Consider the following 25,529-nt stretch of genomic DNA (forward strand, 5'->3'; position numbering starts at 1 on the left):
GGTCGGGCTGATCGCGCGGGTCCATTCGGGTGAAGAGGCTCGTGGGCGGGAACGCAGCGCGACGGGCAGGATGCGACCCCGATGTACCCGTCTGCGTTGCTCCGCGCGACGTAGCCCCACGGGTGGGTCAAAGTTGCTGCGTGTGACGAAGATGCCCGCAGCCACCGTCACGGGCAGCCGTTCAACGTCGCCTCGTCATCGTTGGCACCATCGCATCCGGACGACGAGGCCGGCGCCTTCGCGAAGGGGCACAGATGCACGAGACCGGGCAGTACGAGCGCTACGTGGGCGGCAACCCCGAAGCGGAACGGCTCGTCTTCGAGCGGCTCGCCCGTGAGCTCATGCGGGTCCAGCTCAAGGCCAGGAAGCGCAGCGGCGCGGCGGGCATCGAGCGGGCGTTCCACGCGAAGGCCGTCCTCGGCGTGGAGAACGCCCGGCTGGCGTTCGTCGACGACCTGCCCCAGGACCTGCGGACCGGCTTCGCGAGTCCTGCGGCCGAATACCCGGTCACCGTCCGGCTGTCCAATGCGAACGGCGCCCGCATGCCCGACTACACCCCCGACCTGCGGGGAGCGGCATTGCGCATCGAGGTGGGGCCGGACGAGGCCCACGACCTCCTCATGACCAGCTTCCCGGTCTCCCATGCGCGCAACGCACGCGAGTTCGTCGAATTCGCCAAGGCCATGGCAGGTGCCGATACGACGCTCCGCAAGGCATCCGGGCTGTTCCTCACCCTGCCCCTCGCGGTCGGCTGGTCCACGGCCGCGCGCATGCGGCGCAACGTACGCGCCGGAACGAGCCGTACCGTACACAGCCTGGCGCTCGAGACGTACTGGAGCCGCGGCGCCATCCTGTGGGGCGATCAGGGACCCGTGCGCTACCAGTTGCGCCCCGCCGCGCACGCGTCACCGGCCCCGAGCCCCTCCCGTACCGACCCCGACCACCTGCACCACGAGCTCGCACAGCGACTGAAGAAGGCGGACGTCGTCTTCGAGCTGTACGTCCAGCGCTACGTGGACTCCCGCCGGACGCCCATCGAGGACGGAGCGAGCGAGTGGACGGAGGCGGATGCGCCCGTCGTCCGGGTGGCGACGCTGACGATCCCGCGCCAGGACATCGACAGTGCCCAGGCGCGGGCCGCCGCGGTGCGGGTCGACCAGCTGGTGTTCAACCCGTGGAACACGACGGAGGAGTTCCGGCCTCTGGGCAACCTCAACCGTGCCCGCAAGGTGGCCTACGAGGCCAGCAGCGCCCACCGCCTGGGCCACCGCTTCCTCACCACCGAGCCGCACCGCAACGCCGTGCTGGGCGTACCGCTCGACGCCGCTTTCGAGGCCCTCAACCGGTTCGTCCCCTGGCATCGGCTGCCCACCCGGCTCGGCCTGCTCAACCTCGTGACGCTGCGGCAGGCGCTGCGCCGGTACAACCTCATCGACACCGAGATCCACGAGGCTCCGCCCAAGGCCCAGCCGGTGCCCGCACCCGTCGATGAGCAGATGCGGGTCGCGCGGAGCTACGACGGCACCTACAACGACCTGTCCGCACCGAAGATGGGGGCTGTCGGATCGGCCTTCGGCCGCAACCTCCCGCCCGTCTACCGGCCCGACCTGTTCGACACGCCCAACCCGGTGACCGTCAGCAGAGAGCTGCTCCAGCGCGACGCGTTCATCCCCGCACGGTCGCTGAACATCCTGGCCGCCGCGTGGATCCAGTTCCAGGTGCACGACTGGGTCAACCACAAGCGCTACCCGACCGGTACGAAGAGCGTCGAGGTGCCGCTCCCGCCCGGTGTCACCTGGAGCAACACCCCTGGCGGACGGCCCGAGACGGTGATGCGCTTCGCCGAGAACGAGAGCCTCGGCGCCGCCGACGGCGAAGCGCCGCCCATCCTGTTCGGCAACGCGGCCTCGCACTGGTGGGACGGCTCGGAGGTCTACGGCGGGACCAAGGACGCCGGAACGTCCCTGCGCGAACCGGACGGCGGCGCCGCGCTGCGCCTGGAGGACGGGCACCTGCCCTTCAGCCCGAACGGCTTCCCCCTCACCGGCTTCGCGGAGAGCTGGTGGCTCGGCCTCAGCGCCATGCACACCCTCTTCGCCCGGGAGCACAACGCCGTATGCGAGGCGCTGCGGCAGGAGTACCCACAGCTGGACGAGGACCGCATCTACCACACGGCACGGCTCGTCGTCTCCGCTCTCATCGCCAAGATCCACACGGTCGAGTGGACCCCCGCGATTCTCGCCACCGAGACGATCGACATCGGGCTGAAGACCAACTGGCAGGGACCGCCCAAGAACTGGCTCACGCAGCTGGGCCTGTGGCTGTTCGAGGCACACTCGCTGACCGGCATCCCGAAGACCCTGCCGGACCACCACGCCGCGCCGTACTCCCTCACCGAGGACTTCGTCACCGTCTACCGCATGCACCCGCTGCTGCCGGACGACTTCGAGATCGTGGACCACCGGCTCGGCCGGAGGCTCGACACCCTCGGGTTCAACGACCTGCAGGGCACCGCGGCGGAGCCGCTCATCCGCAAGACCGGTCTGGCCAACTCGCTGTACTCACTCGGCATCGCCCACCCCGGCGCGATCACCCTGCACAACTACCCCCGTGCCCTCCAGGCGTTCGAGCGGGACGGCGAGGTGATCGACCTGTCCGTGGTCGACCTGGTGCGCACCCGGCGCCGCGGTGTGCCGCGGTACAACGACTTCCGGGCCGGTCTGCACAAGCCGCGCCTGCGCCGCTTCGAGGACCTCTCCTCCGATCCGGACACGGTCGCGCGGCTGAAGGAGGTCTACCGTGACGTGGACCAGATCGACACCATGGTCGGGCTGTTCGCCGAGAATCCGCCCCAGGGCTTCGGCTTCAGCGACACGGCCTTCCGCATCTTCATCCTGATGGCCAGCCGGCGGCTGCAGAGCGACCGCTTCCTCACGGTCGACTTCCGGCCCGAGGTCTACACACCGCTCGGCATGGACTGGATCGAACGCAACGGCATGACGAGCATCGTCCTGCGGCACTGTCCCGAGCTGGCGGGCCTGCTGCCGCGCACGGCGAGCGCATTCGCACCCTGGCGCCCGGCCCCGGTGCGCGGCCCCGCCGACGGAGGCCGCGGCTGATCGGCGCACCGATGGAGGTGGCTCCCACACCACGGACCGCCGTGGTGTGGCTGCCCCCGGCCGGGTTGTGGCCCGTCATCCAGAGCATCCGTACGGTGCACGACCCCCAGATCCGCCGCTGGCCGCCCCATGTGAACCTGGTCTTCGGCTTCGTCCCGGAGGCCGACTTTCCGGCGGCGGCCCCACTGCTGGCAGCTGCCGTCGCGGAAACGGAGCCCTTCGAGATCCGGCTGAGCGGGGTGCGTACCTTCCGCCACCGCGCCTACGCCACCGTGTGGCTCGACCCGGCCGCGGCCGGCCTCGCGCCCTGGACGGCGCTGGAGGGTGCCCTGAGGGAGCCGTTCCCGCTCTGCGGCGGGCGATTCCCGACCTTCACACCGCACCTGTCACTGGGCCGTACCCACGAGCCGCGGCGTCTGGCGGTGGAGTGCGCTGCCCGGCTGGGCAGCATGCCGGCGCGGGTCGAGGAGATCGTGCTGCTGTCCCGCCGCGGCGACGAGCCCATGCGGCCCCGCGTCACGATCGCCCTGGGCACGGGTGCAGTCCACTGGCACTCCGAGCCCGACCGGTGAACATGCCGTTCACTTCGTCGAGGACGGGCCCTTGCTCGTCCACTGGACCGTCACCTTCAAGTGGCAGTTGGCTCCGGTCTTGGTGATCACGGCCCCGGCCTGGACCGCGAGGTCGACGCCGAACTCGACGGTGATCGCATCGGGGCGGGCCTTGCGCAGCTGCTCCAGAGTGGCGCGCGCCGCCTCCGTGATCGGTCCCAGCGCCTCCTGCAGGCTGCCCGGCAGGTCGTGAACGGCATCACTGAGGAGACCGGCCTTCACCGGTCCCGCCAACCCGGCCGGGGCCTCGACCAGAAGGCTGCCCCCGCCGTCCAACGGAATCCGAGCCAGAGTTGCCAAGACTCCTCCTCCGCCTGCTGCGCGGCTGCGGACTGCCTGCTGTGGGGTTTCGGCCAGCATGGCCCGGTTCCGGCAGGTGCCGCATCCGGGGTGGACCGTACGCATGAGACGCCCCGCGGTCTGCACCCCGTACGGGATGGGGGCGGGGGCGGGACCGCTCCATCGACGGGACGACTCAAGTGGCCCCGCACTTGTTGCGGGCGCGGTCCCGCGGCTGCTCCCTGGAAGGTGACCTGTTCGACGACGGAACGGCGGATCCCATGGCTCAGCTGCCGGAGATGGACGAAGCACGCGAGGCGCTCGAGCGGCAGCAGGCTGCGGCGAGCCGGCGCTATCGTGACGCGAGCAGCACGCGCCGTGTCGTGGAAGAGCGTCAGGCCGAGGGGACACGGTTCCCGGACTCGGCCGAGTACGTGGCCGCGCGGGCCGGCAGGCTCATCGACAGAGGTGGCGTCCCGGCCTCGGCCGTGGTTGACGGCGTTCGCGCGGCGCCGCTCACCGAGGCCGACGCCAACGAGCGCATCATCAACATCGCCAACGAGTCCCAGCCGTGGAGCTTCCTGCCACGGGGCGTGCGCGCCGCCGCCACCGTCGCCCGGATCTCCATCCGCACGGAGGGCCGCGAGCAGCCGCACGGCACCGGCTTCATGGTTTCGCCCCGACTGCTGATGACCAACCAGCACGTCCTGCTGCACGAGGCGTTCAGCCAGCGCTGCTTCGTCGAGTTCGCCGTCCAGAACACCATTGACAACACCCCCGACGCGGCCGTCCGCTTCGCTCTCGATCCTGCGGCCTTGTTCGTCATGGACAAGCACCTCGACTTCGCGCTGGTGGCGGTCGCCCCGGCAGCCGACGGGCGCCTCCCGGGTGAGATCTTCGGCTGGAACCGGCTGAGCATCCAGCAGGGCAAGGTGCTTCTGGGTGAACGGGTGAACGTCATCGGCCACCCGGGGGGCCGGTTCAAGGAGGTCGCCTTCAGGGACAACACGGTGCAGGACCGCCTGCCCGAGTTCCTCCACTACACGACCGACACCGAGCGCGGGAACTCCGGATCACCGGTCTTCAACGACCAGTGGGAGGTCGTGGCCCTCCATCACAGCGGTGTGGCGAGGGAGGACGCCCAAGGCAACAGGCTGCTCAAGAACGGCGGCATCGCGCGCCCCGGAGACCCCGACGACGCCATCGACTACATCGCGAACGAGGGCGCGCGCGTGAGCTCGATCCTCAAGCATCTCGCCGCGCTGGAGCCGGAACCCGAGCGGAGTGCGCTGCTGGCCGAGATGGGGCCGGACTCCGGCCTCCAGCAAGGCCCCGCCGTCGCCGCTCCCGTCGCCGCTCCCGTTTCCGCTCCGGTCCCTGCTCCGGTCTCCGCCCCGATCCCGGCCTCGATCCCGGCACCGGTGGTGGAGGCCCCATCCCCGCTCCCCGCCGCGGGCTCCCCGCACGAGGCGGCCGGGCCGATCGGCACCGCAGTGATCCGCAGCGGTCTGCCCGCCCGCGGCGCTCCCTCCGCGGGCGGACGGCACCTTGTCTTCCTCCACGGCCGCAGCCAGCACGAGCACGAACCCGAGGAGCTCCGCCGCGGCTGGACGGCAGGGCTGAACCACGGACTCACCCGCGCCGGTCTCCCCACTGTGGACCCGGCGGACGTGTGGTTCCCCTTCTACGCGGACCGGATCATCGAGGCCATCAGACGAAGGGAGAGCGCCGGAGGCCACGAGGCAGTCTCCGCCGCCGGCCCGTTCGAGGAGCTGAACGGCCACTCGGCAGCGGAGGCTTTCGCCGCCGAGTCGACGACGGGTCTGTACGAGCAGCTCATCCTGGAGGCGGCGGCGAAAGCCGGGATGCCGCAGGACGGCGGCACGGCCGACGAAAGCATCGGGAGCCTGCTGGCCGGACGTCTGCGCCAGGCGGTGAGCTGGCTGGCCGCCACGACCGACATGGACGCGCTGGCCATCGCCACCCGGTTCCGTGACGTCGACGCGTACCTGGACGACCGAGCCGTCCGTGACGCAGTCCTGACCAGCGTGCTCGACACCCTGCCGTCCTCCGGTGAAATCGTCCTGGTCACCCACAGCCTCGGCACGGTCGTCGGGATGGACCTCGTCCACCGGCTCCCGGAGCGGCTGGACGTCTCACTGCTCGTCAGCACCGGCAGCCCGCTGGGTCTGGACACGGTGTACAGCCGGCTGCTGCCGCCCGGCCCCAACCTGTCGGCCAGAGTGCGTCGTTGGGTAAATGCCTGGTGTCCCACCGACACGGTCGCCCTGGGCTGTCCGCTGGGGGAGACCTGGGGCAAGCTCACCGACATGGCCGTGGAGAACGCGAACGGCCGGGCGCACAGCATCGAGGAGTACCTCGCCCACGCCGAGGTCGCCGCGGAGATCGGGCACGGGATCAGCCGTACGTGAGGAGGTGGCGTTGGAGGCGTGCATGGCGGAACTGGTAGACGGCGCCGACCTGGCGCAGCACGCCGCGGTGGTAGGCGTCGTCGAGGAACGCGACCGTGGCCCAGGGGAGGCGGCCGGTCAGCGGCAGCCAGATGCGGGTGAGGAGTACCCACTGGCCCCAGGCGGTGAACGCCAGGGCGTAGGAGAGGGCGCCGGCCAGCCCGCCGACGGCGCCGAGCGCGAGCCCGTCGGCCATGGGCCACAGGAGCGGGCCGGCCAGGCCCTGGAGGAGCGCGGTGATCAGCCGCCCGCCGAGGGCGATCATCAGGGTGAGCATGGGGACGAGGAACAGGGTCTGGCGCACCACGATGCTGCGGTTGATGGCCAGCAGGTCCGTCGGGGTGGCGGCGGAGCCGAGGTCGATCGGGGTCTCGAGGGTAGCCACGAGCCCGAGCACCAGTCCTCCCGCCAGGCCGAACGTGAGCCCGTACACGAGCGAGTTGACGACCGTCGCCTCGATCACCGCCGGGTTGACCACCAGGTGGCCGTTGATCAGTTGCGGTACCGCACTGGAGCCGAGCCCGCACCCGAGGCCCATCACGAAGCCGCCGAGCAGCCCGGCTGACAGCGTGGCGAATCGGCGGGCGGAGGGGCCGACGGCCCGCCGGCCGCGGCCGGGCAGCCGCATTCTCACCCGGGACGGCTCGAACGCCTTGATCCGGAACGCGGTCATGAGCCCGTAGACCAGCCCGAAGGCGAGGCCGACCGCCGGGCCGAACAGCAGCGCGTCCAGCAGGCCCGCGCCCAGTGCGAACGCGGGGCTGCGGCCGGCGGCGAGGTTCTTGGCCGGGAAGACCAGCCAGTCGGCGACGGCGGTGACCAGGGAGCAGGCGATTACCACGGCCAGGATGCGGGAGGACGGTCGCAGGGAGTCCCGCAGCTGCCACCACGCCAGGTCCTGGCGTTCGTGCTGCTCGGGCCGGTCCAGGTGTTCGGCGAGATAGCCCAGGTAGTGCCGGGCGCGCTGCGGGTCCCAGGTGCGGGGGCGGCGCAGGTGGTGGGCGCCGGCCGCGGTGGTGGGGCGGCGGCGGTAGACGGTCGGCACGAAGTCGGCGAGCAGGTGCTCCTCGATGGCCTCCGGGGTCGGGAAGCGGGTGGTGTCCAGCAGTACGGCCGGGTCCTGGGCCAGGGTGTCGCTGTAGACGGTCCGGGCGAGCAGGACCATCAGCGGAGTGCTCAGCACCTTCGCGAGGTTGGCGCCGGCCCGGCCGTCCGGGTCCGTGCGCAGCCGCTCCAGGACGGGATCCCACACGGTGGCGGCTCTTCCGTCCCGTCCGTCCCGGTCGGTCGGTGCGGTCGGGCGCGCGGTGCGGGGCAGGTAGTGGACCAGGTCGTCGGTGTTCAGGTCCATCAGTTCGATGCCGGCGGTCTTGCGGAGCACCTCGACCGTGACGGCTTCGGCGAACTGCTCGGTACGGCTGGTCAGCAGAAGCGGCAGCGAGCTCGTGTTGAGCTCCTGCAGGGCACGGCCGAGCAGGCCGGTGGCGATCTCGTCGAACCCGTCGAGCACCGGCAGGATCCATCCGGCGTCCACCAGGGCGGCGGCCAGCGTCGAGCCGCCCGGTGCGCGCGCGTCGAGGTTCGGGTGGTCGCGCAGCATGCGGTCGATCAGCCAGTCGCGCAGCGTCGTGGCGGTCGGGTCCCAGGATCCGATGCTGAAGACCACCGGGACGGGCTCGCCGTCGGAGCGCTTGATCAGGTGGTCGAGGACGAACCGCAGGATCAGGACGGTCTTGCCGGAGCCGGCCCGGCCGAGCACCACCAGCCGTCCGGACCGGACGCGCCGGTAGACGTCGGCGATGTCGGCGAGGCCGCCGTCCAGGGACAGCGGGGTGGAGACGGCCCCGGGGGGAGTGCCGCGGATGTTGTCCCAGTGGTCCAGCAGATCCTCGGGCGCCGACCGCCACCGTACGGGCAGCGGGAACGGGTCGTGGATCCGGCGCTGCTCCTCCTCGCGGACGCAGCGGCTGTACACATCGAGGGCGAGCGACTCGGCGACCTCGGCCAGGGCCCCCCGGGACGGCGACAGCGTGGCGGGTGGCAGCGGCTGGTCCTGCTGCACCGGCTCGGGTGCTTCCGGAGGATCGGGCACGGGAGCGCGCGTCGCGGGGACGCCCTCGGCGGGGGCACCGTGAGCGCGCTGCGCGGCCAGCAGCGCCGTCCAGACCTCGTCGCGGTCGCGCCGCAACGCGTCGGCCAGGGCGTGCGCGACCTGCTTCACCGTTCCCATTCGGGCATCGGTGGGTTTGCCGGTCTCCAGCCGGTGGATGGTACGCACCCCCAGCCGGGAGCGCTCGGCCAACTGCTCCTGCGTCATCCCCGCCTCGAGCCGTAACCCGCGGAGCAGTGCGCCGAACTGGTTGGTCACTCAGACGCCCCTCGCACCGGCCATGTTCCGGCCTGCCATCCGTGTCGGACCACGTGTCGGATTTCCTGTCAGATCCCTGTCAGATCCCTGTGGGAACACTGTACTTGGGCGACCGGCCACATATGGCCGGTCGTTGGCATGGTCCGCTGACCAGCGTGAACGGCACGATGGGCACCGGTCGCCGCACCCGACGCGGCGCTCACCCCGAACCCAAGGGAGTTGACCGGTATGTCCACCAAGAAGCCGAGCAGGCTCGCCCGCCGCCTCAAGTCCGTCCTCGCGTCGACGGCCCTGGTGCTCGCCGGCGCCGCCGCCGTGCCACCCGCCGCACACGCCGCCCCGGTGAACCACTACTACATCGAGATCGGCGGAACCGGCGCGGCCGCCGACGCCCCCGACTGCACCACGAGCTTCGCGGCCGCGAACCAGCATCTGAACGGCGGCATCGCGGTTCCGGTCTGCTACGTGGCCAGCGGTGGCCCGTTCGTCGGGAGCCACAACGAGATGCCTGCGCCGTTCGCGCCGAGCTTCGGCGACAGCGTGAACCAGGGCTACTGGAACGCCTTGGCCGCCCTGGAGAGCACGTACCGCGCCGACCCCACGGCGCACTTCACGATCGCGGGCTACTCCCAGGGCGCCTGGGTCGGCGACCTGTTGCTCCAGACGATCGCCGACAACGGCACCGAGGTACCCCGTTCGCAGGTCGACGGCATGCTCTACTCCGACCCGATGCAGCCCGGCACCGGCTTCTGGCACTTAGTCCCCGAGGGGGTTCTCATCCCGTTCGTGGCGTACTCGCCCGGCACCGGGCCGGAGGAGTTCCCCGGCGTCCCGGTCCAGCGCCACTGCATCCAGACGGACGGCGTCTGTGACGCCACGTCCCTGGACTCGTTCGCCGGCTTCCTGCAGCAGCACCCGCGCTACTTCGCGGAGGGCAGCATCATCGAGGCCACCCTCACCGGGCACGGCGGCAGCGGGACCGTCTGGTACCCGGCCGCCTGACCTGACCCGGCGATGAGCTGAAGCGAGGCGTCGCGGCCCGGCGGGGGACGGGCCGCGGCGCCATGCCCGGAGCCGTCAGCGACCGACGATCCGCCGGAGCCGGCGGGAGCGGGCGTCGCGGGCCTCCTGGCTGAGGGCTGCCCGCGGTGCGAGTGTGTCGGAGCCGTGGAACGCGCCGGGCCATACGTGGAGTTCGGCATCCCCGCCGGACTGCCAGATCGCATCGGCATAGGCCACGCCCTCGTCCCGGAAGGTCTCGGCCGACCCGACGTCGATGTAGGCGAAGGGCAGCCCGGAAAGATCCGTGGCGCGAGCAGGGGCCGCGTAGCCGCGAGCTGCGGCGGCAGGGCCCATCCGCGCAGCAGCCGCGGAAGGACGGACCATGCAGTACCCATGATCATTCCGCCGCCGTGCACGTAGTGCAGGAGCGGCAGCGGCCCGGTGGTCCCGGCGGGCCGGGCACTGACGAGCGTGACCTCCCTCCCGTCCCGGAGTCCCGGCGCCCGGAGTTCCTCCACCTCGAACCGGCCGCCGGCCCGGAGGTCCCGAACCGTCGGCCTGGGCCGGGCCGCAGCGTCGCGCTCCTGCCTGGCCGCGAGGCCCTCCACGGTGACCGGCTCCTTCGCCCCCTCGCCCATGGCCGCCAGCGCGGCACCCAGCTCCGGGTCGAAGGGAGGCGCGTGCCGAGCCGTTGAGACGGGGCCGTGCTCCCACGGTACTCCACCGACTCCCACGCAAGGACCTCCCCTCGGCTCCGGGATGCCCGGCGGCATCCCGACCGGGACAGCTTGCCAGGTCACATCCCCGTCGCGCCGTCGATGCCTTCGCGGAGGAGGTCCGCATGGCCGTTGTGCCGGGCGTACTCCGCGATCATGTCGACCATGATCCTGCGCAGTGAGATCGGCTCGCCTGTCCTCTTGCGGATCCCCGTCCCGTCCAGCGAAGCGGCGGCAGTGATCTGCCGGGATCGCTCGCATTCCGCCCGCCACACGGCGAAGGCCTCCTCGACGTCACCGTCCAGGCTGTCGAAGTCCTGGTCGGGGTCGTCGTCGGAGTAGTAGAGCAGCGGGACGTCCTCGTGGGCGAACTGGATGCGGAACCACCAGCGCTCGACGCCGGCCAGGTGCCGGACCAGGCCGTGCAGGGACAGCGCGGACGCCGGCACGGCCTTCTCGGACAGCTGCTCCGGGGACAGGCCGGCGCACTTGAGCTCGAAGGTGGCCCGCTGCCAGTCCAGGACCGCGGCCAGTGTGTCCCGCTCGCTCCCCACGGCAGGTGGGGCCGTGCGGGTGTCGCCGTTCCATCGGAGTGCGTAGTGCTTGGGCGCGGGTGCATCGGTCATCGCTCCGCCTCCTGCTCAGATGGCACGGGTGTAGCGGACGTTTCCGCTCCAGATGCGCTCGAGCCGGACGCGCGTGCCCGGCCGTGGGGCGTGCCAGATCTTGTCATGACCGGCGTAGATTCCCACATGTCCTATGGTCGCGCCTGCGGGGAAGAAGACGAGATCGCCCGGCACGCGCTGAACGCGTGGGATGTGGCGCGTACCTTCATATTGTTCGTCGGCCGTACGGGGAAGCTTCCGGCCGGCCTTTTCAAAGGCGTAGAGCGTGAGGCCCGAGCAGTCGAATTCCTTCGGCCCCGTCGCTCCGTAGACGTACGGCGCGCCCCGCTTGGAGGCGGCAATTGCGACGGCCTTGGCGCCGTACGGCGAAGCCGCCTCGGCCTGGGCGGCGGAACCGGTGAAGCTGGCCAGCGAGATTATGAGGAAGAACGTGAACCCCACGGCGATGCGGCGGTTCGTCAGGTGGCCGTTTGCAGGTTTTCGGTTGTCCGTCCTGATGCAGCTCAATCGTGATACCTCCGCATTGCTTTGCTGAAACAGTCCCCGCTGAGGTTCTGCGTCGGTGACATGCGTATTGGCTCTCGATGGCGGACCAGTTTTCTCCGACAGGCCGGAAGTTGCGAACACCGAACACGGCTTCAAGCATCTCGGTTGGGTAAAATCATCCAAGTTTGTACTTATGGATGATGTTCCGGAGAAGAGCCCGGAGGAGTGGTCCACCGGCTCACGCCGGGCGGGCGTGACCTATCGATCACCAGGGCCGTTGCCATCACATCGTGATCCTTTCGACCGTGCTGGAGCCCCCTGTGCCCTTCCACCGGCTCGCTCTCGCCGCATCGGCCCTGGGCCTCGCCGCGGTCGCTCTCGCCGTGCCCCTGACGGCCGCCCCTGCCCGGGCGGCCGACGCCGCACCCCGCACGGGATTCGAGGCCACGTACGGGGCGCGCTGGACCACGGAGTCCGAGGAGAAGGCCCTGCTGGACGCCGTCGACCGGCACGGCGAGGGCGCTGCCCTACGGCGTATCGGCACCAGCCCGCGCGGCCGCCCGCTGTGGCTCGTGAGCTTGGGCAGCACCCGTGCAGCGGTCACCGTCCTGCTGGTGTGCAGCCAGCACGGCGACGAGCCGGCGGGACGCGAGGCCTGTCTGACCACCGTCCGCGACCTCGCGTACGCCCGTGACCCGGCGACCCGGCGGCTCCTGGCGCGCACCACGGTCCTCGTCGTCCCCACCGCCAACCCGGACGGGCGGGCCGCCGCCACCCGGGCCAACGCGGACGGCACCGACATCAACCGCGATCACATCGCCCTGACTTCGCCCGAGGCGCGCGCGATCGCCGCCGTACTGCGCGACCGGCGACCGGACGTCGTCTACGACCTGCACGAGTACCGGGCGACGCCCCGCACGTACGACAAGGACCTCTTCGACCTCTGGCCGCGCAACCTCAACACCGACCCCGGGGTGTACGCGCAGGCCCGCGAGCTGTCCGGGGCCTTCGTACGGAAGGCGGCGCACGCCGCCGGGTACTCCACCGGCACGTACGGCATCCGGACCGACCCCGTGACCGGCGCCCCCGTCAAGCAGACCGCAGGCGACGAACAGGAGCGGATCCTGCGCAACACGGCCAGCATCAAACACGCCGTCACGCTGCTCGTCGAAAGCCGCATCGAAGCGGCCGGCGACGCGGAAAAGGCTGACCCGGCCCTCAACCATCGGCGCCGGGTGAACTCCCAACTCACAGGCCTCCGTGGTCTGTTCGCCTACCTATCCGAGCGTGCGGGCACGCCGGTGGCGGTGACGGCTTCCGCCCGACTGGCCGGCTACCAGGACGAGGGCCCGATCCTGCTGGGCGGCACCGACGACCGCCCGGCGACCGAGGACGAGACCCTGACCGATCCACCCTGTGGCTACCGCCTCACAGCCACCCAGTACACCAAGGTCGCAGACCGGCTCGCCCTCCACGGCGTACACGTCGTACGCTCCGCCGCCGACGGTGGTGCGTTCGTCCCGCTGCGCCAGCCCCTGCGGGCCCTCGTGCCCCTGCTCCTCGACGGCCGGGCCCGGTACCGGCTCACGGCGGGAGAGCCGATGCAGCGGTGCGCGTCGTTCGTAAATGGTTAGCGCCGCATCCAGGGAGGGCGGAGGATGCGCAGGCGGGGCAGCCGTGAGCCCCGTCGACCCGCCTGAGGAGAATCGTGATGACCCCTGCCGCGTACGAGCCCTCCGGGCCCCGGCCCGAAGTCCGGGCGGCCGCCGGCGCGCTGCGCGGCAGCCGGGAAGCGGGCGTGGCGGTCTTCCGCGGCATTCCGTACGCCGAGCCCCCGGTCGGCGCGCTGCGCTTCGCCGCGCCACGGCGGGTGGAGGGCTGGAGCGGGGTACGGGAGGCGGTCTCGTACGGTCCGCCGCCCCCGCAGGCCGGTGTGTTCGGCATGGACGCGCTCGCGCAGGACGCGGCGGGCGACGACTGGCTCACGCTCAACGTCTGGTCGCCCGAACCCGGCCCGGGCGCCGGGCTGCCGGTGATGGTGTGGATCCACGGCGGTGCCTACGTGATCGGCATGTCCGGCCTCCCCGAGTACGACGGCGGCCGGCTCGCGCGGGACGGCGGCGTCGTCGTGGTGACGTTCAACTACCGCGTGGGCATGGAGGGCTTCGCGCAGATCGAGGGGGCTCCCGCGAACCGGGGTCTCCTCGACCAGGTCGCCGCTCTCGAGTGGGTGCGCGACAACATCCGGGCGTTCGGCGGCGACCCGGACCGGGTCACGGTCTTCGGCCAGTCGGCGGGGGCCGGATCGGTCGCCGCGCTGCTGGCGACGGACCGTGCAGCCGGGCTCTTCCGCCGGGCCATCGCGCAGAGCGCGCCGGGCACGCTCTTCTCGCCGGAGCTCGCCACGGACATCACCGCCGCCTGCGCCGCCGAGCTGGGGCTGCGGCCCACGGTGGCCGACCTGTCCGGCATCGCTCCGCATCGGCTGACCGCGGCCGGTGATGCGGTCAGCGCCAAGATGGACCGGTGGGTGCATCGCTGGGGCCTGGCTGCGCACAGGTCGATCCCCTTCTCGCCCGTCGTCGACGGCGACCTCCTGGCCGTCACCCCGTGGCAGGCCCTGACCGACGGCGCCGGCCGCGATGTGGAACTCCTCGTCGGCCACACCCGCGAGGAGCAGCGCCTGTTCACCGCCCTCGACGGTCTCCTCGGCCAGGTGACGGACGAGCAGGCGGCGACCGACCTCCGCCTCTTCGCCCCAGGCCCGGACGGCGAGCGCCGTTATCGCGACGCGTTCCCGGCGGCGGGCCCGGACGAGCTGTACGAGCTGGTCCATTCCGACTGGCTGTTCCGCATGCCGACGCTCCACCTCGCCGAGGCCCAGGCGGCCGCCGGCAGCCGAGCACACGTCTACGAGCTGACCTGGCCCGCCCCCGGCATGGGCGGCGCGTTCGGCGCCTGCCACGGCCTCGACGTACCCCTCGTCTTCGGAAACCTGGACCGCGGCCAGCCGGCCATGCTGATCGGCGAGGCGCCCTCCGCGGAGGCGGAGGCCCTGTCCACCCGGATGCGCGCCGCCTGGACCTCGTTCGCCGCCCACGGCGACCCCGGGTGGCCCGCGTACGACACCGGTCGCCGCCTTGCCCAGCTGTTCGACAACCGGCCGGCCGTCACCGCCTATCCGGAAGACCCCTCCCGCCTGATCTGGCAGGACCACACCTTCCCCGTGCTGCCGCTGATCGGCCGGTAGCGTCCGTCGAAGGTGCGGACTTGTCCGGCATTCCGGCCCCCCACTACGGTGCCGGTGTGGATCTCTTCTCACGCTCCTGGACGGCGTTGCGCACGGCGGTCGCCGCGCTCCCGGACACGGCCTTCGAGCAGCCGTCCGGCTGCACCGGCTGGCTCGTGCGGGACCTGGTGTGCCACCTGATCATCGACGCGCAGGACGTCCTGATCACCCTCGTCACCCCCGCCGAAGCGGAACCGACCGTCGACGCGGTGACCTACTGGAACGTCGAGGACCGGCCGCCGACCGGCGAGGATCCGCTCGACGCGCTGACCGTCCGGCTGGCCGCCGCGTACGAGGAGCCGCGCCTGCTCACGTTCCACCTCGACGACGTCGGCTCCGCCGCCGGACGCGCCGCGGAACTCGCCGATCCCGGCGCACGGGTGAGCACCCGCGGTGAGGTCCTCACCGTCGGCGACTACCTCACCGCGTACGTCCTCGAATGGACGCTGCACCACCTCGACCTGATCGCGCACCTCCCGGACATGGCGGAACCGCCCCCGGAGGGGCCGGCTCGATCCCGCGCCGTGCTGGAGGAGATCGCCGGCGCCGCGTTCCCCGCGTCGTTCACCGACAAGGACGCCCTGCTGATCGGCACCGGCCGCCGGGCCCCGACCGAAGCGGAGCGGGCCGAACTCGGCGAGCTGGCCGCAAAACTGCCGCTCGTCCTCGGCTGACCCGCCCACCGGGCCGGCCGCCGCCGGGCCTCAGCTGCCCCCGCCTCCCTCGGCACCGCCTGCCGCGCCGCCGCAGACCCGTTCCCAGGCCGCCGTGAACATCTCGTGCAGCGGCGCCGTCGGCAGGACCCGCCCGAACGGGCTGTGGATCTGGTCGCGCCACAGCGGCCGTACCGCGTGCGCCGCCAGCTTCACGGTCTCCAAGGGCAGGTGCGGGGCCTTCAGCTCGGTCCACTCCCCGGGCAGGAACAGGGTCCGGCCCGCCCGCGCCCGCTTGGCCTCCACCACCGCGCCCGTGCCGAGCAGTTGCGTCCGGGCCTGCGTGTGCTGCTTGGCCGACCAGCCGTTCCACCGCCGTACGTTCCGGTCGGTGGGTGCAGCCAGCGTCACCAGCTGGAGGTAGAGCGCCGCCGCGTCCGGGCCGGTGCCCAGCTGCTGCGCCGCCCGCGCGACCAGCTCCGGGCAGGACTGCCGCGGATCCGCCTCGTACGCCCCGGCCGGCACTGCTCCCGATCGGGCCCGGAGCATCATCCGCTCCAGCCCGCCGCCGGTCAGCAGCGGTGCCACCCGGTCCAGCTCCTCGGCCAGGTCGGTGACCTCCCGGACCCGCTGCCACACCTCCGGGTCGGCCACCGCCGCGGGCCGCAGGAAGGAGGCACCGCCGGGCGCGCACACCACCAGTGGCCCGGAGTCGTACGCGGTCACCGGGACCGGCCCCTCCTCCTTGCGGCCGTCCATCGCCACCGGCAGCTGCCCGGGCCCGAACCGCTCGGCGATCCGCGCCGAGGTGTCCTGGACCCGCCCGCCGGGCAGCGCCACCAGCAGCTCCGGACGGTCCAGTTCGGCGCGCAGGCGCTCGTACAGGGCCATCGCGTCGGCCACCGCCGGATCGCCGACGGGCCGGTCCGTCCACGCCCACACCAGCGCGCTCGCGATCCGCCGGCACGAGAGCCCCACCGGGGTGCGGCGGGGCAGCTTCGGCCCGGCCGGCGGCACGGCCCGGACCTCGACCCCGATGCCGTACGGGGTTGCCGCCAGCTCCCAGCCGGCCGCCTCCACGGTCGTGTCCTCGGCCGCCTCGTACCCGCCCGCCAGCCGCCGGGCCCACACCTCGGGGAGTTCCAGCTCGGCCTCCAGGGCGTCGGCCGCCTCGTCGTGCACGGCCGGCTGCACCCCGATGCGCTCCCGCCACACCTCGGCCATCCGCTCCACGGCAGCCTCGACCCCGCCGGGCCGCCACAGCTCTGCCGGATCCTCGGGCAGTGCCGCCGCCAGGACGGCCCGCCGGCCCGTGCCACCGAGCTGCGCGCGCAGCCGGTCGTAGGACTCGGCCGTCATCGGCGTGGCCTTGTACGGGGCCTTGCGCACCAAGGCGCGGTCCTCGTCGCGGTCGGGCCGGCCGTCCAGACCTGACACCACCAGCCGGGCCACCGCCCGTCGTACGCCCGTCAGTTCGGCGAAGCGCGCGGCAGCCGACTCCGGCACCGGGACCGGCCCGTGCGCCTCGACCGCCGCGACCAGGGCCCGCAGCCGGGCGGCGTCGTCCCGCTCCACGCGGACGCAGCGCGCCTGCGGCTCCGCCGCGGGGACCGGGTCGCCCGTCGGGTCCTCGGCGGCGGCCGCCACGAACCAGCACTCCGACCCGCCGGCCCGCACCGCGCAGGACGCCACCGCGACCCCCTGCTCGCGCAGCCCGTCCAGGAGCCCGGCGGACGCGCGGCCGACCCACCACCGGGTGCCCGCGCGGGCGAACGGCTGGTCGGCCCAGGTGTCCAGCAGCGCGACCAGGGCGGCCCGGGCCCCGTCCGGGGTCGGTGCCACGGCCGCCCGCCAGGCGGCGGCGTCGATCGAGCCCATCAGCTGCGACCAGTCGTGCGGCGGCGCCGGCGGCGAGAGCCGGCGCACCTCCTCCACGAGGGTCCCCGCCAAGCAGGCGCCGTCGGAGGCCAACGCGGTCAGCGTCGCCGCCAAGGGCACGACCGGGCTCCGTCGCCACGGGTCCCGCTCACCGTCCGAGACCAGCCCGAACAGCGCGGGCAGCAGCTCGGTGTCCGGCGCGGACCGGCCCGGCAGCGCCGGCGGCGCCTCCGCGAGCAAGGTGACCCGCCGGTGCAGGGCGAGCCTGCGCTCCTCCACCCGGGTGGCCCGCCCGGCGAGCGCCACCACGGCCTCGACCAGCACCGGGTCGGTGACCTCCGGCAACTCCCGGCCCACGGCCGTGCGCAGCGCACCCGGACCGTCGAGGGCGCCCTCCAGCAAGGCCTCCGCCGCCGTGAGCCCGACCGTCCGCAACGCCCGGGAACCCGCGGTGTCCCGGGTGCGCAGCAGGTACCAGAAGGCCGGCGGCAGGGCCACGCCCCCCGACACGGTGACCTGCCGGGCCGGCCCGCCCTGCGAGTGCCCGGGCGCGTCGTGCCCGTCCAGCTCCCACAGCAGCACTCCGCCCGCCGTGTACGCGCGCACCCCCGTCCGGGTCTGCGCCTCGGCGAGGACCACGTCCTCCACTGCCCCCTCCGGCGGTGCCCACAGGCCCCACGGGCGCTGGCCCTGCCGGTCGATGTCGAAGCGGGCGGAGCGCCCGTCCACGCTCTCCACCAGGTAGTGGTTGGGTGCGGGGTCGCGGTGCCCGGTGCGGAAGAGGACGCGGGTCCCGACCAGCCCGTCGCGGCTGCCCAGCGGGGAGCCGGGCAGCCCCGCGGGCAGCGGCGCCAGCTGGAGGGCCTCCACGGCCAGGGCCATGCCGGCCTCGGACGGCTCCGCGGCCGGATCGGCGCTCGCGACGCGACCCGGGAAGGCAGGCAGTTCCACCGAGCCCCGCGGCTCCCCGGTGACCGGGTCGGCGAGTTCCCAAGGGCGCCGCCCGAAGACGGCGTTGGTCCAGATCCGGGCGCCGTCGCCGAGCTGCAGCTCGTCCCGGTCGATCCCCTCCGTCCCGCCGGGCCGCAGCACCCGGGCGCCGCCGTGCCGCCCGCCCCCGTCGGCCGTCTCGAACTGGAAACCGTACGCCCCGTCCAGCAGGCCGCCGTACGGCACCAGCCCGCCGGCCTCGTCGGGTGTGAACGGCTCTTCGGGGTGGTCGGCCCACACGGCGGTGTCGCAGTGGTAGCCGTTCTTCCCGGGCGTCCAGCTCACCAGGAAGGAGCCGCCCACGTAGTGGACCGCATAGATGGTCGCGTCGTCGGGCACCGTGAACCGGCAGGATCCCCGCACCCCGTCCGGGTCGACGGCGACCGCCCGGTCCCGCCCGAACACCGTGAGCACCGGCCACGTGCTGGTGACCCCCGCCACCCCCGGCAGCGCCCCGGCCGCCTCTTCGGGCCCGGCGCCCGCCGCGAAATCCGCGTACACCGACTCCAGGGCAGGCCAGGCCAGTTCTTCCGGCAGACCGGCCGCGAGCGAGCGTCGCAGCGCCCCCGCCGCTCCCGCCTCGGCGAGGGCATCGCAGATCCCGCCGAGCGCCGACACCGTCGGCCGGTCCAGCAGCGTCTCCAGTTCGGCCACGGCCTCCTCGGCGCCTGCCATGCCGCCGCCCGCGACGGTGTCGACGAGCTTGCCCACGCGCCCCGCGACCTCGTGGGCGATGCCCTCGTTGCCCGGCAGCAGCGTGACCGCCGACCCGGCCCGGCGCCGCCGCTGCGCCCACCGCGGCAGCAGGTCCGCGTGTACGGTCCCCTCCAGACGCGGGCCGAACACCGGGTCGGAGGCCAGCGAGGACAGGTCCCGCCGGGACCGCTCCGCCCAGAAGCGCATCTGCATCTCCGGGCCGGGGTCCACGACCGCCACCCCGGCCGCCAGACAGGCGTCCAACACGTCCGCGTCGAAGCCCTGGTAGTGGTGCCGGGTGGTGTGCACCGTCACCGCAATACCCTCCGACCGCAGCCGCGGTCCCAAGCGGCCCACCAGGTCGAGGAATTCCACGGGCAGCGGCTGACGCGCGACCCCGCCGCCGGACTGCGCCGCGTACTGGTACATGTGCACGAAGTGCCCCACCCAGCGGTGCAGTCCGCCCTCCGGTACCACCCGCCCGGCCGCCATGGCCTCGGCCGCACCGCAGCCGATCAGCATCCGCAGCCAGGCCCCGCCGTCGGTGGTCCCGTCCGGGAAGACCTCGACCAGCCCCGCCGCGATCGCGTCCGCCGGCGGATGGGCGGACAGGACCGGGCCAGCGGCATCCAGCAGTGCGTCCGGCACGGACTTCTTCCGGGTGACCGACAGGATCGCGCCCACCATCCGCGCGATCTCCCCGTCCCCGTGCCCGGCAGCCTTGGCGGAGGCCCGCACCCGGCGCACCAGATCCGCCGGCAGGTCCGCCGCCGATCCCGCCCACGCGGTCAGGAACGCCTCGAGCGCCGTGTGCGCGGCGGCCGGCTCCAGCGTCTCGGCGAGGAACCGCTGATGGGCCCCGAACTCCTTGGCCGGCATGGCCCCGCCCGCCGCGAACAGCAGCGCATTGGCCCTGCGGTATCCGGGATCCACCGGGAGCCCGTGCTGGGCCTCGGCTGCCCGCGCCGCGGCGTAGGCCCGCCCGCCGGGCCGGCTCCCGTAGCCGATCAACCGGTGGCCCACGGTGTCCCAGAACCACGGCAGGTGCGCAGGCGGCAGCCGCCGCGCCCGCGCCGCCATCGTGTCCACGAACCGGCCGGGCTTGGTCCAGGACCGGCCGAGTTCGTTGCGCATGCCCTCCATCAGGTCGCGCGCGCCGTCGACCGCAGCCGGGTCGTGTGCGGCGACCCAGTCGGCGTACGTGGTCGAAGCGTGCGGGCCGGTGATGGGGAGCAGGGGTTCCAGCGAGACGATCATGCCTTGGATCGTTGCACGTCCGACTGACAAGGGAGCCTTCGCGTCAGTGCATGAAGGCGCCCGCGTCTCCCGGCTCGGTCTCCAGCGCCTCGCGGTCGACTTTCAGCATGAGGAGGAAGAACAGCCCGCCCACGAGGAGCAGTCCGACCACGATCACGACGGAGACGAGCGCCTCCCCGGGTGTCACCAGCACGAACAGCGCGACGAGCGTCCACACCAGCGCACAGATGGCGACCGGCAGCTCGAAGCGCCCGAGGTCGAACGCGCCCTTCTTGCGCCCCAGTCGTCTGCGGACCGCCAGATAGAGGACGATCGTGGCGCCGTACATGACCGCGGGGAGGATCGTGGACGCCGTGATCAGTTCCAGCAGTGCGGCGCCGGGCAGAGCGACCATCAGGACGACCCCGAGGGCGAAGACCAGGATCGTCGCCGGGATCGGCGTCTGCGTACGGGGGTCGACCCGGCGCATCAAGCGATGGGCGGGGAAGCGCCCGTCGCGCGACATCGCGTAGACGAGCCGCGAGCACGCGACCATCACCACGATCCCGGCGCCGAAGAACGCGAACGTGATCCCGACCAGCCGTCGCCGGTGACCGCCACGGCGATGACGAGCGCGATCGCCACCACCACGACGAGCGCCAGTTCGAGTCCCACCGCGACCGAGTTGACCAGGCTGACGAGGCGGGTCGAGGCCACTGCGATCAGGACCTGGACGAACAGCACCACGACCGTGATCAGACGCGCGGTGCCCTCGTCCGGCCCGAGGCCGGTTCCGCGGGCAGCGGCAGGGCCCCGACCAGTTGGCTCCTCCTGTCGTCTCTGTCACGTTTGCGGCGGCCGACGCACGGGACCTCGCCCCGAACGGATGCCTTTCAGGCCGTCAGTGGTGTCGCTCACAGGGGGCGTTGACGAAATCAAGGCGAATCGGTGCTGTGCCTTCGATCCCCAGAGCAGTCCCGGCTGCCGCCATGGATCCAGCAGGCTCCGCCGGTACCACTGAGTAGGGGAGCCTCGGTATTGCCGTGCGGCTGTCGGAGGCGGGTGGCACCATCTGGCGCGGTGATCAGACCAGCTACAGGGGGTAGGCATGGCGAGCACGTACGACTGGCCGCGCGGAGCGGAGAGTGCGGACAGCGAGGCGCTGGAGCGCTGGCTGGATGCGCGGGGGTGGGAGGTCGACCCGACCATTTTCATGGCCGGAGTGCTGGGCCCGGCAGTCCAGGTCCGCCGCATCGGCCGCACCTGCCAGGAGGGTGAATCCGGCCTGCTGATCCTGCCGGGCGAGACGGTGTCGTTCGACGGGGACCGCATGCGGATCATGCCCCGCACACCGGCCCCGGCCACTGCGTAGCCGCACCGCCTGCATGCGCGGATGCCGGGGGCCGGCTCGCTGATCCGTCACTTCACCGAGCCGGCCATCACCCCCTGGACGAAGTGCCGCTGGAAGGCGAAGAAGACGATGAGCGGGACCACCAGCGACAGGAACGCACCCGGCGCGAGGACGCCGATGTTGCTTCCGAACTGCCGCATCTGGGACTGCAATGCGACCGTGAGCGGCTGGGACCCGCTGTCCGCGAAGAGCAGCGCCACGAGCATGTCGTTCCAGACCCAGAGGAACTGGAAGATGGCCAGGCTCGCGATGGCCGGCCGGCCGAGCGGCAGCACGAGCCGCGAGAAGATCCGCCACTCGCTGCCGCCGTCCATCCGGGCGGCTTCCAGCATCTCGCGCGGTATCTCGGCGAAGTAGTTGCGCAGCAGGAAGACCGCGAACGGCAGCCCGTAGGCGACGTGGAACAGGACGACTCCGGCGATCGTGCCGAACAGTCCCACCGCGCCGAAGAGTTTGGCCACGGGCAGCAGCCCGATCTGCACGGGCACGACCAGCAGCCCGACGACCACGAGGAAGATGCCGTCCCGGCCGGGGAAGTCCAGCCAGGCGAAGGCGTACCCGGCGAGTGCCGCGATGGCGACCACCAGGACGGTGGTGGGGACCGAGATCAGGACGGTGTTCCCGAACGCCTCCGCGATGCCGGAGTCCTTCAACAGGGCGCTGTAGTTGTCCAGGGACAGCTGGGACGGGTCGGTCAGCGCGGTCCACCAGCCGTCGGAGGCGTTGTCCTGCTCGGTACGCATCGAGGACAGGAACAGACCGGCCAGCGGGGTGATCCATACCAGGGCGACCAGGATCAGCAGGCCCTGGACGACCGAGCTGCTCAGCCAGCGCGACAGCCGGCTCCTGCGACGCGGTCCCGGCGCGGACGGGGCCGGGACGGGCCTCACGGGCGGTGTCGCCCGCCGGGACCGCCGACGCTCGATGGTGCTGTGGCTGCTCATGCTCCGCTCCTTCGGAAACGCCGGATGTTGAAGACCATCGCCGGGACCACCAGCAGCAGGAGCACCACGCTCAGCGCGCTGCCGAGCCCCTGGTCGTTGCCGCCGCCGAAGGAGACCAGCCACATCCGCGTGGCCAGTACGTTCGCCTCCTCCTGCACCGGTCCCGGCGCAATGATGTAGACGAGGTCGAAGACCTTCATCACGTTGATCACCAGGGTCACGAACACCACGGTGAGCACGGGCGCGAGCAGCGGCACGGTGATCCTGCGGAAGATCTGGCCCTCGCTGGCACCGTCCATCCGCGCGGCCTCCAGCGCATCGCGCGGGATCGCCGCGAGTCCGGCGCCGATCAGGACCATCGCGAAGCCGGTCCACACCCACAGGTACGCACCGATGATGGCCGGCGTCACCAGCGCCGGGCCGAGCCAGTTCACGCCCTGGTACGGCGCCGCGAAGTTGGCCGCGGGCAGCCGTACGGTGTACGAGCCGTCGGCCAGCCCGGTGAAGCGGAACGACCCGTCGGCGGAGGCGGTCGTGGTCGCGGCCACCCGGCCGTCGTCCCGTACGGCCTCGACCGTCATGCCGGGCAGGCCCTTCTCGCCCGGGTCGACCTTGCCCGGTGTGCCGGCGCCGCCGGGGGCGAAGTCGAGGTAGACCACGCCCCCGATTCCGTCCGCGCCGGGCGTTGCGGCAGCGGCGGCCTTCGCGTCGGCAGGTATCGCGCCGGGCGCCACCCCGACGAAGCCGAGGCTGACCGTACCGCCGGGACGTACGGTCTGCTCGGTGCCGTACGGGCCGCCCGCCCTGCCGGTCAGGCCCTGGCCCTCGCGAGCACGGGCCGTCGGATAGGCGGCGGTGTCGTCGAAGGTGTCGTGCACGCCCACGATGGCCGCGTTGAGCACGCCCCGGTTCGGGTCCTGCTCGTAGGCGAGCCGGAAGACGATGCCCGCGGCGAGGAACGACACGGCCATCGGCAGGAAGAGCACCAGCTTGAACGCGGTCGCCCAGCGCACCTTCTCGGTGAGCACGGCGAGCATCAGCCCGAGTCCGGTCAGCAGGAGAGGGGCGACGACGACCCAGATGGTGCTGTTGCGGATCGCCTTGAGGGTGGCCGGGTCGTCGATGATCGCCGAGTAGTTCCCGGCGCCGACGAATCGGTCGCCGCTGGCGTCGAAGAGACTGCGGCCGAAGGAGAAGACGACGGGATAGACGACCAGCGCGCCGAGCAGCAGCAGGGCGGGCAGTACGAAGGCGATCGCCAGGCGGCGTTTCCTTCGCTGGGCCCGGCGCCGCGGGTTCGCCGCGGCGCGGGCGGCCCGGGTGTGGGCGGTCAGGGTGTCAGCCATGGTGGGCCGCCTCAGTTCCCGTACGCCTTGGCGGCAGCGGCCTCGAGCTCCGCGGCCGTGCCCTGGGGGTTCGAGGGGTCGCGCAGGAAGTCCTGGAGGAGCTTCCATTCGCCCGCGCCCTTGGTACCGCCGAACGCGGCCGGGGCCTGGTCCGACATGTCGAAGCGGACCGAGTTGCCCGCTGCGACCAGCGACTTGGCGGTGCTGCGGGTGGTGTCGTCGCCGTACGCGGCGAGGTCGACCTGGTTGTTCGGGGACAGGAAGCCGCCCGCGCCGGCCCAGACCGCGGCCGCCTCGGGCCCGGCCAGGAACTCGAGCAGCTTCATGCCGGCCTTGTTGTTCTTGGCGTCTTTGAGGACGACGGCCGCATCACCGCCGCTGACCACCGGCGTCGTGCCGCCGTCGACCGCGGGGAAGGGGAAGAACTTGGCGTCCTCCCCGAGCTTCTTGCCGAACTGTTCCTTGGCGACCCCGCCGACGAAGTCACCCTCGTAGACCATGCCCGCCTTGGGCTGAGGGCCGAAGACCTGCTCGACCGACGAGGGGAAGTCGGTGCCCAGCGCCGTCTGGGCGCCGCCGGCGACGAGCTGCTTGTCCTTGAACAGTTCACCGAGGGTGGTCAGCGCCTTGACGATGCTGTCGTCGGTCCACTTGATCTTGTGCTGGGCGAGCTGGTCGTACTTCTCCGGCCCGGCCTGCGAGAGGTAGATGTTCTCGAACCAGTCGGTGAGGGTCCAGCCGTCCTCGCCGGCTATGGCGAAGGCCGGGCGGCCGGAGTCGGCAAGCGTACGGCCGGCCTTCAGCAGGTCGGCGTAGCTCTTGGGCTCGCTGACACCGGCCTGGGCGAAGGCGTCGGGGGCGTACCAGACGGTCGACTTGTGGGCGGCCTTGAAGTACAGGCCGTAGTACTGGCCGTCCACGGTGCCGTAGTCCTTCCACACCGGGGCGAGGGAGGAGCCGGCCGTCTTGGCGGCCTGGTCGGACAGGGGGAGGAGCCAGCCCTCCTTGGCGAACTGCCGGAGCACGCCCACCTGGGGAACCATCACCACGTCGGGCGCGTTGCCGCCCTCGATCTTGCTTCCGACGAAGGTGGAGACGTTGTCGCCGGAGGGGACGAACACCGTCTTGGCGCCGGTCTTCTCGGTGAAGGCGTCCAGGACCTTCTTGAAGTTCTTCTGCTCACTGCCGGTCCAGACACCGGCCACGGTCACGGTCTGGCCGCTCAGTTCACCGCCGCTCGCGGGCCCGGTGGTGCCGCCGCCGCAGGCGGTGGCGCCGAGGGCGAGGGCGAGGGCCGCCGATGCGGTGGCAGCGGTCCGCCGGGTCGTCTTGCTGGGTCGTCGCATGATGAGGTCCGTTTCTGGAGGTCGGCACATGGGAGGTCAGGAGGTGGGGACGTCGGCAGGTG

General features: G+C 72.3%; 18 protein-coding genes and 1 pseudogene. 8 read left to right on the plus strand and 11 right to left on the minus strand.

What is annotated here, in order from left to right:
• Positions 1 to 254 precede the first annotated feature (254 nt).
• Both OHT74_RS35890 and OHT74_RS35895 read left to right on the plus strand, forming a co-directional pair.
• The gene (locus tag OHT74_RS35890) at positions 255 to 3,119 is read left to right on the plus strand and encodes a peroxidase family protein (protein WP_328622542.1); all 2,865 of its coding nucleotides are present in this window, start codon (positions 255 to 257) and stop codon (positions 3,117 to 3,119) included.
• Between the two features lie 11 nt (positions 3,120 to 3,130).
• Positions 3,131 to 3,691, plus strand: a complete 561-nt coding sequence (locus OHT74_RS35895) for a 2'-5' RNA ligase family protein (RefSeq protein ID WP_328622543.1) — start codon at positions 3,131 to 3,133, stop codon at positions 3,689 to 3,691.
• 9 nt (positions 3,692 to 3,700) lie between these two features.
• On the opposite strand, the gene OHT74_RS35900 is transcribed toward OHT74_RS35895, so the two are convergent.
• Positions 3,701 to 4,030 carry a CU044_2847 family protein gene (locus tag OHT74_RS35900; RefSeq protein ID WP_266670609.1) on the minus strand — a complete coding sequence of 110 codons (330 nt, stop codon included), beginning with the start codon at positions 4,028 to 4,030 and terminating at the stop codon, positions 3,701 to 3,703.
• A gap of 260 nt (positions 4,031 to 4,290) precedes the next feature.
• On the opposite strand from OHT74_RS35900, the gene OHT74_RS35905 reads away from it, so the two are divergent.
• Positions 4,291 to 6,441, plus strand: coding sequence for a trypsin-like serine peptidase (locus OHT74_RS35905; protein WP_328622544.1), 2,151 nt, complete (start codon positions 4,291 to 4,293; stop codon positions 6,439 to 6,441).
• Here OHT74_RS35905 and OHT74_RS35910 read toward each other — a convergent pair.
• Complete coding sequence (locus tag OHT74_RS35910) at positions 6,428 to 8,848, minus strand: helix-turn-helix domain-containing protein (protein ID WP_328622545.1); 2,421 nt, start codon at positions 8,846 to 8,848, stop codon at positions 6,428 to 6,430. The two genes, OHT74_RS35905 and OHT74_RS35910, sit on opposite strands and share 14 nt — an antisense overlap.
• Before the next feature lie 228 nt (positions 8,849 to 9,076).
• On the opposite strand from OHT74_RS35910, the gene OHT74_RS35915 reads away from it, so the two are divergent.
• On the plus strand, positions 9,077 to 9,850 hold the full coding sequence (locus tag OHT74_RS35915) for a PE-PPE domain-containing protein (RefSeq protein WP_328622546.1): 774 nt from the start codon (positions 9,077 to 9,079) through the stop codon (positions 9,848 to 9,850).
• A gap of 75 nt (positions 9,851 to 9,925) precedes the next feature.
• On the opposite strand, the pseudogene OHT74_RS42225 reads toward OHT74_RS35915, so the two are convergent.
• The 3 genes and pseudogenes from OHT74_RS42225 to OHT74_RS35930 all read right to left on the minus strand — a co-directional run bounded on the left by OHT74_RS42225 (position 9,926) and on the right by OHT74_RS35930 (position 11,633).
• Positions 9,926 to 10,488, minus strand: a pseudogene (locus OHT74_RS42225) (alpha/beta hydrolase).
• 158 nt (positions 10,489 to 10,646) lie between these two features.
• Entirely contained in the window at positions 10,647 to 11,192 is a 546-nt protein-coding gene (locus OHT74_RS35925) for a DinB family protein (RefSeq protein ID WP_266670619.1), read from the minus strand.
• 15 nt (positions 11,193 to 11,207) lie between these two features.
• On the minus strand, positions 11,208 to 11,633 hold the full coding sequence (locus OHT74_RS35930) for a C40 family peptidase (protein ID WP_443047753.1): 426 nt from the start codon (positions 11,631 to 11,633) through the stop codon (positions 11,208 to 11,210).
• A gap of 350 nt (positions 11,634 to 11,983) precedes the next feature.
• On the opposite strand from OHT74_RS35930, the gene OHT74_RS35935 reads away from it, so the two are divergent.
• From OHT74_RS35935 to OHT74_RS35945, 3 genes are all read left to right on the plus strand, one after another.
• Positions 11,984 to 13,312: a M14 family metallopeptidase gene (locus OHT74_RS35935; protein ID WP_328622548.1), complete on the plus strand. Its 1,329-nt coding sequence runs from the start codon at positions 11,984 to 11,986 to the stop codon at positions 13,310 to 13,312.
• A gap of 77 nt (positions 13,313 to 13,389) precedes the next feature.
• Positions 13,390 to 14,928, plus strand: coding sequence for a carboxylesterase/lipase family protein (locus OHT74_RS35940; protein WP_328622549.1), 1,539 nt, complete (start codon positions 13,390 to 13,392; stop codon positions 14,926 to 14,928).
• A 56-nt stretch (positions 14,929 to 14,984) separates the two neighbouring features.
• Positions 14,985 to 15,641 (plus strand): maleylpyruvate isomerase N-terminal domain-containing protein, encoded by a 657-nt coding sequence (locus OHT74_RS35945; RefSeq protein WP_266670623.1) that lies wholly within the window; start codon positions 14,985 to 14,987, stop codon positions 15,639 to 15,641.
• Positions 15,642 to 15,671: 30 nt separating this feature from the next.
• Here OHT74_RS35945 and OHT74_RS35950 read toward each other — a convergent pair whose 3' ends face one another.
• From OHT74_RS35950 to OHT74_RS35960, 3 genes are read right to left on the minus strand one after another with little or no spacing between them, the layout of a single operon-like run.
• Positions 15,672 to 20,441, minus strand: coding sequence for a hypothetical protein (locus tag OHT74_RS35950; RefSeq protein WP_328622550.1), 4,770 nt, complete (start codon positions 20,439 to 20,441; stop codon positions 15,672 to 15,674).
• A 43-nt stretch (positions 20,442 to 20,484) separates the two neighbouring features.
• Positions 20,485 to 20,976, minus strand: a complete 492-nt coding sequence (locus OHT74_RS35955; RefSeq protein WP_328622551.1) for an amino acid permease — start codon at positions 20,974 to 20,976, stop codon at positions 20,485 to 20,487.
• Positions 20,976 to 21,167: a hypothetical protein gene (locus OHT74_RS35960; protein WP_328622552.1), complete on the minus strand. Its 192-nt coding sequence runs from the start codon at positions 21,165 to 21,167 to the stop codon at positions 20,976 to 20,978. The genes OHT74_RS35955 and OHT74_RS35960 overlap by 1 nt, the downstream gene beginning before the upstream one ends.
• Before the next feature lie 361 nt (positions 21,168 to 21,528).
• Between OHT74_RS35960 and OHT74_RS35965 the strand changes: the two genes are divergently transcribed.
• On the plus strand, positions 21,529 to 21,792 hold the full coding sequence (locus OHT74_RS35965) for a hypothetical protein (RefSeq protein ID WP_266670629.1): 264 nt from the start codon (positions 21,529 to 21,531) through the stop codon (positions 21,790 to 21,792).
• Positions 21,793 to 21,839: 47 nt separating this feature from the next.
• On the opposite strand, the gene OHT74_RS35970 is transcribed toward OHT74_RS35965, so the two are convergent.
• The 3 genes from OHT74_RS35970 to OHT74_RS35980 are packed head-to-tail and all read right to left on the minus strand — an operon-like array spanning position 21,840 to position 25,467.
• A complete protein-coding gene (locus OHT74_RS35970) occupies positions 21,840 to 22,775 on the minus strand; it encodes a carbohydrate ABC transporter permease (protein WP_328622553.1) in 936 nt (311 codons plus the stop codon).
• On the minus strand, positions 22,772 to 24,121 hold the full coding sequence (locus OHT74_RS35975) for an ABC transporter permease subunit (RefSeq protein ID WP_328622554.1): 1,350 nt from the start codon (positions 24,119 to 24,121) through the stop codon (positions 22,772 to 22,774). The genes OHT74_RS35970 and OHT74_RS35975 overlap by 4 nt, the downstream gene beginning before the upstream one ends.
• An 11-nt stretch (positions 24,122 to 24,132) precedes the next feature.
• On the minus strand, positions 24,133 to 25,467 hold the full coding sequence (locus OHT74_RS35980; RefSeq protein ID WP_328622555.1) for an ABC transporter substrate-binding protein: 1,335 nt from the start codon (positions 25,465 to 25,467) through the stop codon (positions 24,133 to 24,135).
• Positions 25,468 to 25,529 lie beyond the last annotated feature (62 nt).

Source organism: Streptomyces sp. NBC_00354 (genome assembly GCF_036106915.1).
In the GTDB taxonomy this organism is placed as follows: domain Bacteria; phylum Actinomycetota; class Actinomycetes; order Streptomycetales; family Streptomycetaceae; genus Streptomyces.